Annotated in this window: 13 protein-coding genes; all 13 read left to right on the top strand. The window is 63.4% G+C overall.

All coding sequences use genetic code 11. From position 1 onward, the window contains the following. The first annotated feature begins 219 nt into the window (after positions 1 to 219). The 13 genes from CMN55_RS13730 (at position 220) to CMN55_RS13670 (ending at position 11068) form a co-directional block, all read left to right on the top strand. Entirely contained in the window at positions 220 to 939 is a 720-nt protein-coding gene (locus tag CMN55_RS13730; RefSeq protein WP_293950382.1) for a hypothetical protein, read from the top strand. 78 nt (positions 940 to 1017) lie between these two features. Further along, positions 1018 to 2148: a P22 phage major capsid protein family protein gene (locus CMN55_RS13725; RefSeq protein WP_293950381.1), complete on the top strand. Its 1131-nt coding sequence runs from the start codon at positions 1018 to 1020 to the stop codon at positions 2146 to 2148. 63 nt (positions 2149 to 2211) lie between these two features. Then, a complete protein-coding gene (locus CMN55_RS13720) occupies positions 2212 to 2682 on the top strand; it encodes a DnaT-like ssDNA-binding protein (protein ID WP_293950380.1) in 471 nt (156 codons plus the stop codon). A gap of 3 nt (positions 2683 to 2685) precedes the next feature. Further along, positions 2686 to 3045 carry a hypothetical protein gene (locus tag CMN55_RS13715; protein WP_293950379.1) on the top strand — a complete coding sequence of 120 codons (360 nt, stop codon included), beginning with the start codon at positions 2686 to 2688 and terminating at the stop codon, positions 3043 to 3045. Further along, positions 3042 to 3431 carry a phage tail terminator-like protein gene (locus CMN55_RS13710; RefSeq protein ID WP_293950378.1) on the top strand — a complete coding sequence of 130 codons (390 nt, stop codon included), beginning with the start codon at positions 3042 to 3044 and terminating at the stop codon, positions 3429 to 3431. Before CMN55_RS13715 ends, CMN55_RS13710 begins: the two co-directional genes overlap by 4 nt. A gap of 12 nt (positions 3432 to 3443) precedes the next feature. Further along, a complete protein-coding gene (locus CMN55_RS13705; RefSeq protein ID WP_293950377.1) occupies positions 3444 to 4352 on the top strand; it encodes a phage tail tube protein in 909 nt (302 codons plus the stop codon). A 9-nt stretch (positions 4353 to 4361) separates the two neighbouring features. Continuing rightward, positions 4362 to 4754, top strand: coding sequence for a hypothetical protein (locus tag CMN55_RS13700; protein ID WP_293950376.1), 393 nt, complete (start codon positions 4362 to 4364; stop codon positions 4752 to 4754). Further along, positions 4697 to 5152, top strand: a complete 456-nt coding sequence (locus tag CMN55_RS13695; RefSeq protein WP_293950375.1) for a hypothetical protein — start codon at positions 4697 to 4699, stop codon at positions 5150 to 5152. The genes CMN55_RS13700 and CMN55_RS13695 overlap by 58 nt, the downstream gene beginning before the upstream one ends. Continuing rightward, positions 5109 to 5858: a phage tail tape measure family protein gene (locus CMN55_RS13690; RefSeq protein ID WP_293950374.1), complete on the top strand. Its 750-nt coding sequence runs from the start codon at positions 5109 to 5111 to the stop codon at positions 5856 to 5858. The genes CMN55_RS13695 and CMN55_RS13690 overlap by 44 nt, the downstream gene beginning before the upstream one ends. Before the next feature lie 12 nt (positions 5859 to 5870). Beyond that, on the top strand, positions 5871 to 6479 hold the full coding sequence (locus CMN55_RS13685; protein WP_293950373.1) for a DUF2460 domain-containing protein: 609 nt from the start codon (positions 5871 to 5873) through the stop codon (positions 6477 to 6479). Next, positions 6476 to 7321: a DUF2163 domain-containing protein gene (locus CMN55_RS13680; protein ID WP_293950372.1), complete on the top strand. Its 846-nt coding sequence runs from the start codon at positions 6476 to 6478 to the stop codon at positions 7319 to 7321. Before CMN55_RS13685 ends, CMN55_RS13680 begins: the two co-directional genes overlap by 4 nt. Next, positions 7314 to 7730 (top strand): NlpC/P60 family protein, encoded by a 417-nt coding sequence (locus CMN55_RS13675; protein ID WP_293950371.1) that lies wholly within the window; start codon positions 7314 to 7316, stop codon positions 7728 to 7730. The genes CMN55_RS13680 and CMN55_RS13675 overlap by 8 nt, the downstream gene beginning before the upstream one ends. Then, the gene (locus CMN55_RS13670) at positions 7730 to 11068 is read left to right on the top strand and encodes a phage tail protein (protein ID WP_293950370.1); all 3339 of its coding nucleotides are present in this window, start codon (positions 7730 to 7732) and stop codon (positions 11066 to 11068) included. The genes CMN55_RS13675 and CMN55_RS13670 overlap by 1 nt, the downstream gene beginning before the upstream one ends. Position 11069: the final 1 nt, after the last annotated feature.

The following is an 11069-nucleotide window of genomic DNA, read 5'->3' as shown; positions in this document are numbered from 1 at the left end:
TCGGTCAGCACCAAGGCGGGCGCGGCAAGGGGCGCGGCGCAGGACCTCGATTTCCTGCTGCAGGCGCGCAAACTCGGCGATATCGAGCCGGAGGAGCTGATCCGCGAGGCGAAAGCGCGCGGCCTGCTCACCGACAGTTTGCAGGCCAACGCCGCCGAATGAGCATCATCATGTACTGACAACAGGGCCCCATGCGGGGCTTTTTTTATGAGGTCTTCAATGTTTGAATTTCCCCTGAAGGTGACAGATCTGGAAACGGTTCCCGAACAGTATCACAGCCTTTACCAGCCGGAGACGGACGCGGCGGAGGGCTTCGCCCTTGATCCGTTGCTTGCCGGAAAGCTCGATGTATCGGGCCTGACTTCGGCGCTGGAGAAGGAACGCGGCGCGGCGCAAGGCTTCGAGAAGGAGCTGAAAGCCTGGCGCGCCCTTGGCCCTGATCCGGAAACCGCCTGGACAGCGCGGGAGACGGCGCTGCGGGCGGAGATGACCGCCGGGTTCGACGCCGCGCTCGCCCAGAAGGACGCCGCGATTGCCGAGCTTGAGCAGCGCAACGGCGCCTTCCTGATCGAGACACGGGCGACGGAGGCGCTGCTGAAAGCGGGCGGCAGTGTGGAGTTGCTGATGCCGCATATCCGCGCCGCCGTCACGCTGCACCATGACGCGGAGAAACCGCTGCCGACGCTGCATATTCTGGACCGGGACGGCACCGTCCGCCGCGATGCGGAAGGCGCGCCGATAAGCCTGGAGGCGCTGGTTGGTGAGATGCGCAACTCCCCGATATTCGCCCGTGCCTTTGCGCCCACGAAAATGCGCGGCAGCGGCATGGACCCGGCGGGCGTGACCGCACCGCGCGGTTCGATCAATGGCCATAATCAAGGGGCGCTCAACGCCCGCATTGAAGATATCGCGCGCGGCAAGGTGTCCGTCGCGCTGTGAGCTAAGCCCGCGGGAGGCGGCGAGGTCCGGGACGGGCCTTTTACTTACCTTTGACCCTTTCATTCTGGAGATTTTGACATGCCAAATGATATCTCGGCCGCCATGCCGAAAATCCTCGCGCGTGGGCTGATGGCCCTGCGTGAACAGACCGTGATGCCCCGCCTTGTGAACGGGGATTTCAGCGCCGATGCCGCCAGCAAGGGCGACACGATCGATGTGATCCTGCCGTCCGACCTGACGGCGGATGATGTGACGCCCGGCACGACGCCGCCGACGCCCACCAGCTCGACCTTGGAAAAGGTGCAGATCGAGCTGAACAACTGGAAGAAGGCGGATTTCTATCTGACCGATAAGGAGATGATGGAAGTTGACGTGCGGGAGAACTTCATGCCCGTGCAGGCGAGCGCCGCCATCCGCGCGCTGGCCAATGCGGTCAACCAGTCGATCCATGCCGAATATAAGGGCGTTTACGGCCTGGTCGGCACGCCGGGCAGTACGCCCTTTGATGCCAATGCGGAAGTGGCGACGGCGGCGCGCAAGCTGCTGATGCAGCAGAAGGCGCCGAAGGAAAACCGCTATGGCGTGCTCGATTTCGATGCGGAATCCAACGCCCTTGATCTCGCCGCCTTCGCCGATGCGGACCGGGCGGGCAGCAGCACGGTGAAGATCGAAGGGGAGATTGGCCGCAAATACGGCATCGACTGGTACAGCGATGATCATGTGGCGACGCATGTGACGGGCGCGGCGGGCACGCCGCTGGTGAAAGGCGGGGCGCAAACGGGCACCAGCCTGATCGTCGATGGCTTCACGACCAAGCCCTCCGTCGGGGATATTTTCACCATAGATGGCGATCCGCAGCAGTATGTCGTTCTGGCGGCCGGGGATCTGGACGGCACGGAATCGGTCCTCACCGTTTCGCCCGCCGTGCTGGTCGCGCCCTCGGATAACGATCCGCTGACCTTTGCCGGCAGTCATGTGGTCAATCTGGTGTTCAACCGCGATGCCTTCGCCTTCGCCAACCGGCCGCTTGCCCACAGCACGCAGGACCTTGGCCTCGGCAGCCAGATCATGTCCATGACCGACCCGGAGACGGGTATCTCGCTGCGCCTTGAAGTCGCGCGGCAGTATAAGCAGGTGGTCTGGGAGTTTGACATCCTGTGGGGTGTCAAGCTGGTCCGGCCCGAACTCGCCGTCCGCCTCGCGGGCTGATCACCCTGACAGGGGAGCGGGATTGCCCGCTCCCTCCTTCTCGCAGAACAGCAGGAAAAACGCATGAGTCTGATAACGGAAACTGGCAGCGGCATTGCCGGGGCGACGAGTTATGTCTCCCTTGCCGATGCGGACGGGCATTTCGCCGCCCTCGATCTGGACGACTGGAGCAGCGCGAGCGAGGGCGCGCGGGAGCGGGCCCTGATGCGCGCCGCCCTGCATATCGACAGCTATCATTATCCCGGCCGCGTACTGGACTGGGATCAGGGCCTGAAATGGCCGCGCTCCGGTGCGGTTGACCGGGACGGACGGCTGATGACGGGCCTGCCGCATGCGCTGCGCATTGCGGCGCTGGAGCTGGCGGAACTGTTCCTGAAGGAGGCGGCGGGCCTCGATGAACGATTGCCGATCCGCCAGAAAATCGGCTCGCTGGAGATCACCTATGCGGAGGGAAAGCAGCGCATGAGCTTCATCTTCCGCCTGCTCAGCCAGATCGGCGCGCAAAGTGCCGCTCATGATCTCGTCCGGGGGTGAGCGATGAAACAGCTTGATATCGACAGAATGGTCCGCCGCCTGTTCAACGCCGCCGGGGAGCTGGCGGTTTTGGCAACGCTGAAGCGCAAAACTGCGGGTAGCTACAGCCCCGGCACGGGCGCAGGCGAGACGGTGGAGGATATTCCGATCCGCCTTGTCCGGATTGAAAAACCACTCCGCGATAGCGGCAATGAAACCGCGCCGCGGATGGGGGAGCCGCTGCATTACGCGCTGGTGGAATGTGCAGACATTATTCCGCGCGCCGATGATGATCTTCTCATTGCCGGGGCGGGATTTACCGTTGTGCAGGCGGTGTCCCTCGATGCCGGGGCGGGCATTCTTTATGAGGTGGCCTACCGATGAGTTATCGCAAAATTCAGGCCGCGCTGGATAGCTGGCTCGCCGCCTCCGCCGAGAGCGTGATCGCCTTTCCGGGGCAGCCCTTTCGCCCCGCCCATAACGCCGCCTATGTGGCGGTGGAATTTCGCCCTGGTCCGGTCGCGGCGATTTTTCTGGGTGACGGCGCAGCGGAACTGCACAGCGGCAGCTACCGTCTCACCCTGCATGATCCCGATCTGATCAATGCCGAGAGCCGCCTTGATGCACTGCGCGGCCATTTCAATCGCGGCCGCATCCTCACTTTTGAGGGGGTGGAGGTGCATCTCGATGGTGCCTCCATGGTGGCGGATGACGGGGATCTCAAACGCGCCGCCCTGCCGCTAATCATTGCCTGGCGCAGCTATTTTTAAGGAGCGACCATCATGACCTTTGCCACCGGAGCCCGCCACGGGCTCAGCTATATCACCGAGACTGTGTTCGGCGCGACGCCCGAGACACCGTCGATGACGCGGCTGCGTCATACGGCCTGCAGCCTCGGCCTTGAGAAAACGACGCTGCAATCGGAGGAAATCCGCGATGACCGGCAGATCGCGCATCTGCTGCATGGCCAGAAAAGCGTTGTCGGCGATATTGATGTTGAGCTGTCCTACGGCGCGTTCGATGCGCTGCTGGCCGGGCTGATGCAATCGGACTGGGATGATGATGTCCTGAAATCGGGAGTGACGCAGCCGAGCTTCACCTTTGAGCGCGCGTTCCGCGATATCGGCAGTTATCAGGTTTTTACCGGCTGCATTGTAAACCGTCTTCGTCTCACCGTCCGGCCCGACCGGCTGATCGGCGGGCGGTTTTCGATCCTTGGCCGGTCCATGAGCCTTGAAAGCTCTGCCCTTGATGCCACGCCCGCCGCCGGGGCGGCTCATGACCCGATGACGGGGTTCAAGGGCGCAATCACGGAGGGGGGAGACAGCCTCGGCATTGTTGTCGGGCTCGATCTTGAGATTGATAACGGCCTTGAGGCCGCCTTCACCCTTGGCGAGGTAGCGGCGACGGATATTCTTGCCGGTCAATCCCGCATTACCGGGGAGATGACCAGCTATTTCGAGGATGCGAGCCTGCTTGAAAAATTCGTCGATGAAACGGAAAGCAGCCTCACCCTCACGCTGGAGGGGGCGGGCGGGGAGCTGGAGCTGGCCCTGCCGCGCATCGTCTATACCGGCGGCAGTTTGCCGGCGCTCGGCACGGGGCCGGTGACGCTCTCGCTGCCCTTCACCGCCCTTTATGACGCGGAGGCGGGTAGCAACCTCGTCCTCACCCGCACACCTGACGCATAGGAAAAGCCCATGACAGACAGCATATTCGATGTCACCGCCTTCGATCTGAAAGCCCGGAGCGAGGCGGGCGCGCCGCTCACCCTGCGCCATCCCAAGACGGGCGAACTGCTGCCCGCCGTCATCTGGTTGCAGGGGGAGGATGCGGAGAATTATCGCCGCACCCTGCGCGCCCAGATCGACTGGCAGATCACGGAGCGGAAGCTGGAGCTGACCGCCGCCGAGATGGAGGAGCGGCTGATCGAACGGCTCGCCGCCATCACCCTGCGGTTTGAAAATATCGGCCGGGGCGGGGTGGTGCTGGATAGCCGCCCGGAAACGGCCCGCGCCCTTTATCGGGAGCATCTGTGGATCCGCGAGCAGGTCGCCGCCTTTGTGGAGGAGCGGGCCAATTTTTTGCCCTGAGCGCCGATGGGCTTCTGGCCTACGCGGCGCATCAGTTTTATCTCGCCGCGCCGGTCGGCCAGGGCATCACGCGGGAAATGGCGCTCTGGCAGGTGGCGAAGGCGACGGGGCGGCAAATGCCAGCCGAACCCAAGCTGCCCGGCTGCCTGCTTCATGTCTGGAACTGGTTTTTGCAGCTTTCACCGGTTTATGGCGACGGCGGGCGGCTGAACCCGTCGCACCTTGCCGCCGATATCCGGGCGCTGGACGGCTTCCCCCCAACGGGGCGGGAGATTGGCCTTCTGCTCAGGCTGTTCGCGGCATGGCGGGAGACGGCGGGGCAGGATTTGGCCTCTATCAACGGAACGGAAAAAGATGGTAACGGACACGGATTTATCGCGCCTCGGAGGCGCTCTTGACCGGCTGGGCGCGCGGGCCCGCAAGGCGGAGCGCGAAGCGCGTCAGCTCACCCGCCAGATGGCGGAATTGCAGAAACTTTCCGGCGCCTCCAATGCGGGCCGGGGCGGCTTTGTGGACAGCCTCGGCAAGGGGCTCAAGACCGCACAGCGGGACATGGCGGGCCTGCAACAGATGGCGGAGACGCTGGCGGGCGGACTGAACCGCGCCTTCGGCAATGCGTTTGACCGCTTCATCGTCTCCGGCAAGGATGCAAAATCTGTGCTGAAAGGACTGGAGACCGACCTGCTGCGCCTCGGCACGAAGGCCGCGAGCCGCTCTCTGCAAAGCGCAATCACGGGGGCGGCGGGCAGTGGCAGTAATGCGCTGACGGGGCTGCTCGGCGGCCTCTTTTCCGGCGGCACGGGCGCGTCGCTGCTCAGCCTCATCCCCGGCTTTGCGACCGGCGGGCAGTTTACCGTTGGCGGCGCGGGCGGGGTGGATCGCAATCTTGTCCCCCTCCGCCTCACGCGGGGGGAGCGGGTGACGGTTGAGACGCCCGCGCAAGCGCGGCGCAATGACGGCAAGGCCACCGCCGCCGCGTCCGTCATCCATATGAACTTCAATATCTCCACCCCCGATGCGGCGAGCTTTCGCATGAGCCAGTCGCAAATCCAGGGGGAGGCGCTGCGTCAGGCGCAGCGGGCGCTGCAACGCAACGGACGTTAAGGAGCGAATGGCATGAGCTTTCATGAGGTCAGATTCCCGACCCGCATTTCCTATGGGGCCGTGGGCGGTCCGCGCTTTTCGACGACGGTGCAGGTGCTCAACTCCGGTTATGAGCAGCGCAATATCAACTGGGCGGAGGCGCGGCGCGAATACAGCTTTGATATCAGCCCGAGCCGGGGCGCGGAATGGACCGCCGTGCTGGATTTTTTCCACGCGCGGCGCGGCCGGGCCTATGGTTTCCGGCTGAAGGATTTCGGCGATTTTGTCATGCCCGCGCAAGCGATGGCCATCGGCGACGGGGCGGAGACGGCGTTCCAGATCACCAAACGCTATGTGGATGAGGACATGCTCGCCCCGGCTTATGAGCGCCCGCTTAAAAAAATCGTCGCGGGCAGCGTCAGTGTCGCGGTGGAGGGCGCACCGCTCGCAAGTGGCTGGAGTGTCGATAACGCGAGCGGCCTGCTCACCTTCGATACCGCGCCGGGGGAAGGCGATGAGATCACCGTATCTTGCGAATTTGATGTGCCGGTGCGCTTCGATACGGATCTGATGCAATCGGCCATTCCCGGCCCCGACATTCATCACTGGCAGAATGTGAAACTGGTGGAGATACGGCTTTGAAAACATTGGGATCTTCCTTACAGGCCCATATCGCGGGGGAGGTGACGAGCCTTGCCACCTGCTGGGCGCTGAAACGCCGCGACGGGACGGAGATGTTCTTCACCGATTTCGACCGTGACCTGACGGTGGAGGGGGATCTTTATCGCGCGGCGAGCGGCTATTCCCGCTCCGCCATTGTCAGTGATGGCCGTTTCAGTGTGGATAATCTCGATCTGATCGGCGCGCTGATGAGTGAGGCCATCACGGAAGAGGATTTGCTGGCCGGGCGCTATGATTTTGCCGAAATGCGCATCTTCATGGTCAACTGGCAGGACCCGGCCATGGGGAAAATCGCACTGCGCCGCGGCTGGATCGGGGAAGTTTCCTCCCGCGATGGCGGCTTCACGGCGGAGCTGCGTGGTCTGGCGCAGGCGCTGCTCTATGAGGTGGGGGAGGTTTACAGCCCCCTTTGCCCGGCCGATCTCGGCGATGATCGCTGCACCGTGGATATCGAGGCGCTGACGGAGACGGACAGTGTCGCCGCCGTCACGTCGCAAAGTGAGATCACTTTAACCGGTTATAATGGAGTGGACGGGGTGCTGAATGGCGGGGTTCTCACCTTCACCAGCGGGGAGAATGCGGGGATTTCCGCGGAAATCCGGGATTGGCAGCAGGCGGAGAAGCGTCTCACCCTGTTTCTCGCCCTGCCGTTCACCATTGCCGAAGGCGACGCGGTCAGCTTTTTTCCCGGCTGCGACAAGCGGCTGGTGACCTGCCGGGAGAAATTCGCCAATCATGTCAATTTTCGCGGGCACCCGCATATTCCGGGCACGGACGCGCTGATCGGCGGTGGCCATGGATAGGGGCGCGGAAATCCTCACCGCCGCACGGGGCTGGATCGGCACGCCCTGGCGGCATCAGGGGCGCAGCGCGCGCGGGCTGGATTGCGTCGGGCTTGTCGTCATGGTCGCGCGTCAGATAGGCCTCACCCCCGTTGATCTGCCCGGCTATGCGCGGCGGCAGGATGGGGCGCGGCTTCTCTCCCATCTTCATAAACAGCTTGATGTTTCATCGTTACATAATTGGAATAATGGGGGTATCGCGATTTTCAGAGAAAGCCAGTTTCCCATCCATCTGGGGTTTCTGGCGCGCGATAAAGACGGGCCGACGGTGATCCATGCCCATGCCGGACGGCGGCGGGTGGTGGAGGAATTGCTGGCCCCTTACGGCGCGCCCTTTCTTGTTTTTTCTTTTCCGGAAGGGGCTTCCTGATGGCGACTTTGGCATTCGGCCTCGCGGGCGCGGGGCTTGGCGCGGTGACGGGTGTCGGCGCCGGGGCGGGCTGGCTGGTCGGGACGACGCTGGGCCGCTTGCTGTTTCCCAATGAGGGCGGGGGCAGCGCGGCGCCGCGTCTCACCGATCTCAACGTCACCGGGGCGAGCTATGGCGCGGCGATCCCGCGGCTCTATGGCACCATGCGCCTTGGCGGCAATATCACCTGGGTCTCGGATTTACGCAGCGAGGCGGTGACCAGCGGCGGGGGCGGCGGCAAGGGCGGGGCCAGCCAGCCGGAGACGACGGGTTACGTTTATTATGCGAGCATCGCCGTTGCCATCTGCGAGGGGGAGGTGGATCGCCTGCTTAAAATCTGGGCTGATGGCGACGTGATTTATGACACCACATCGGAGGCGGCGGTGATCACGCCGGGCGTGCGGTTCCGTTTCTATGCGGGGGATGCGGCGCAGCAGCCCGACAGCATCCTGGAGGCGGCGGAAGGCGCGGGCCATGTGCCCGGCTATCGCGGGCTTTGCTATGTCGTGTTTGATAACCTGCCCCTCGGGCCTTATGGCAACCGCCTGCCGAATTTGGAATTTCTGGTGACCAAAGCCCCCGTTGCCGCCCATCCGCAGGTTGAGAGTTCGATTGCCAGCGTCAATGCCAGCACCTTCGCCCATGATCCGGCGCGCGGGCTTCTCTACAGCTATGAGGTGACGGGCGGCGTTGATACGGTGCGGAAAATCGACGCGGAAACGCTGGAGGAGCTCGCGAGCGGGGCGGTGGAGACGGAATTTCCCCGCCTGCCGGATGCCGCCGTCGGCTTTTCCCGGGATCGCGGCGGATATTTCTGGATCGGCACGGGATCGGCGTTGCTGGCCGGGCGGCAGATCCACCGGGTGGAGGGGGAGACGATGCAGGTTGTCGCCTCCGCCGATCTGCCCGCTGGCGTCGGGGCCATTGGTCCGTCCACCGATATCCGTCATCCGCTGACCGGCGCGGGCTTTCAGGTGGCCGGATCGCAGCAGAATTATCAGGTGGTGGTGTTCGATGCGGGCCTTAATGTCATCGCCAGTATTGAGACAACGGCACGCGTCTCGACCGGCGCGGTGACGGATAAGAACGAGGTCGCCTGGGTCGCCCTGTCGGGCCGGGCAACGGGGCCGGTCTTCAGCGATCTCGATATCGTGCGGGTCAGCATCTCCCCGGTTGAGAGCCTTTCCGGCGTGAGTTATGAGGCGCAGTCGGAGATATTCACGCTTCCCTCTGCCTCCCTTACGCCGCTCGGCGGCAGTGGGGGAGAGACCAATAATATCACACGGTTGGTTGGCTATCTTCCCGCAACGGATGAGCTTCTGTTCCAGAATGCCTACCGGATTTTCAAATGGTCCACCCGCAGCCAGAGCGTGACGGTCAGCCGCGATGTCAGTGATCTGAGTGGCGCGCTCAGCCTGGTGAACGGCCATAACGGGATGGAGATTGTCTTTATCAGCGCCGGGCGCTATGCGGTTTATCTGAGCGCCGCGACGCTGGACGAAATTGAGCGGGTTGATCTCTATGAATTTGACGGGGTCTCCAATTCGGTGAGCGGCGTTTATGACGCGGCGACGGACAGCCTCTATGCCTTCAATACGGATTTCGGGCTGAAACGGCTGTTTCTCCGGCGGGGGAGCGGCGACGGGGCGCTGATCGCCGAAATCGTTGCCGATCTTTGCGTCCTCGGCCGGTTGGAGGTGGGGGATATTGATGTTTCCGCTCTCACGGGCAGCATTCCGGGTTATCTGGTGACCCGCCCGCAATCCATTGCCGAGGCGCTGACCCCGCTCAGCCAGTACGCCCTGTTTGATGCGGTGGAAAGCGGCGATACCCTCAAATTCATTCCGCGCAATCAGGCACCGAGCGGCGTGACCCTTCAGGATGCCGACATGCTGGCCCCGCCGGAAATGCGCCGATTGCAGGAAAGCGAACTGCCGGAGCGGATATCCCTTTCCTATCTCGCGGCCGATGCGGGTTACCAGATCGGCACGCAGATGGAAAAGCGCAGTTTCCGCCCCGTCGCCACCATGTTCGGCCGCAACCAGATTGCCCGCGATTTGCCGATGGCCCTGACAGCGGATGAGGCGCGGGCGGCGGCGGCCAAGAGCCTTTATGCCGCCTGGGCGGAGCGGCAGACATTTTCCGCGGCGCTTCCCTTACGCTTCCTCGCGCTTGATCCCGCCGATGTGGTGACGCTTGATCTTGGGGGGAGGACGAGCGCGGTGCGGCTGATGCAATCGCGCTTCGGGGCGGATTTCACGCTGGAGACGGAGGGGGTTTCCCTTTCCCCCTTCAGCGAGAGCACCCTTGCGGCGGGGGATAGCGGTTCGGGCTATCAGCAGGTGCTGATCCGCCCGGCGGTGACGGCGGAGCTGTTCCTCCTCGATCTGCCGCTGCTGCGGGATCAGGATGGCGCGGGCGGCACGGGCAGCCGCTTTTATTTCGCCATTTCAACACGCGCGGCGGGCGCAGGCGGCGCACTCTACTCCGCCTTTGACGAGGAGAGATATGAGATTGAAGGCAATGCCGGGGCGGGGGCCGTCTGGGGCGTCGCGCTGAATGCGCTGGCCGCAACGGACCGGCCGTTCCAGACCGATCATAATTCCCATGTGGATATTCGCATGATCCACGGGGCGGAGGAGTTGGAAAGTCTCAGCGATGTGGCGCTGCTGAACGGCGGCAATGCGCTGTTGCTCGGCGATGAAATCCTGCAATTCGGCACGGTCACGGAGAATGAGGACGGCAGTTACCGGCTCACGCATCTGATCCGCGGGCGGCGCGGCACGGAAGGAGCGATCACGGGGCACAAGGTTGGGGATCGGGCGATCCTGCTGCGCCGCAGCGAAATCGGCGGCGGCTTTACGGCGCTCGCCCATCTCGATATGCCGCGCCGTTGGAAGGCCGTGGCGGCGGGTCAGTTGATTGAGGCGGCAACGCCGGTGACAAGAACCCTCACCGGCAATGATTTGCGGCCCTATGCCCCGGTGCATATTGCGGCGTCGCGGATTGATGATGATCTTGAAATCACCTGGCAGCGGCGCACCCGCATGGGCGGCGGCGGCAGTCTCAGTACGGCGGTGCCGCTGTCTGAAACATCGGAACGCTATGAGCTGGTCTTCACCTACGCGGGGCAGAGCGTCTCGAAATTCGTTCATAGTGCGCGGGCGTATGTCTATTCGCTGTCCGATTTCAATGATGATTTCGGGCTGAGCGAAGGGGCGATCCCGCCGCTCACCCTCACCCTTTATCAACTGTCTGAAACCATCGGCCGGGGTTTTCCGGCAACGGAGATTATCTAGC

The sequence above is a fragment of the Sneathiella sp. genome (assembly GCF_002694385.1).
Classification (GTDB): Bacteria; Pseudomonadota; Alphaproteobacteria; order Sneathiellales; family Sneathiellaceae; genus Sneathiella.
This window is presented reverse-complemented; position numbering and strand designations above follow the sequence as displayed.

Coding starts and splice junctions, on each gene's coding strand:
- CMN55_RS13670 (WP_293950370.1), top strand. CDS start 7,730: ATGGCGACTTTGGCATTCGGCCTCGCGGGCGCGGGGCTTGGCGCGGTG.
- CMN55_RS13710 (WP_293950378.1), top strand. CDS start 3,042: ATGAGTTATCGCAAAATTCAGGCCGCGCTGGATAGCTGGCTCGCCGCC.
- CMN55_RS13720 (WP_293950380.1), top strand. CDS start 2,212: ATGAGTCTGATAACGGAAACTGGCAGCGGCATTGCCGGGGCGACGAGT.
- CMN55_RS13675 (WP_293950371.1), top strand. CDS start 7,314: ATGGATAGGGGCGCGGAAATCCTCACCGCCGCACGGGGCTGGATCGGC.
- CMN55_RS13700 (WP_293950376.1), top strand. CDS start 4,362: ATGACAGACAGCATATTCGATGTCACCGCCTTCGATCTGAAAGCCCGG.
- CMN55_RS13690 (WP_293950374.1), top strand. CDS start 5,109: ATGGTAACGGACACGGATTTATCGCGCCTCGGAGGCGCTCTTGACCGG.
- CMN55_RS13685 (WP_293950373.1), top strand. CDS start 5,871: ATGAGCTTTCATGAGGTCAGATTCCCGACCCGCATTTCCTATGGGGCC.
- CMN55_RS13715 (WP_293950379.1), top strand. CDS start 2,686: ATGAAACAGCTTGATATCGACAGAATGGTCCGCCGCCTGTTCAACGCC.
- CMN55_RS13725 (WP_293950381.1), top strand. CDS start 1,018: ATGCCAAATGATATCTCGGCCGCCATGCCGAAAATCCTCGCGCGTGGG.
- CMN55_RS13705 (WP_293950377.1), top strand. CDS start 3,444: ATGACCTTTGCCACCGGAGCCCGCCACGGGCTCAGCTATATCACCGAG.
- CMN55_RS13730 (WP_293950382.1), top strand. CDS start 220: ATGTTTGAATTTCCCCTGAAGGTGACAGATCTGGAAACGGTTCCCGAA.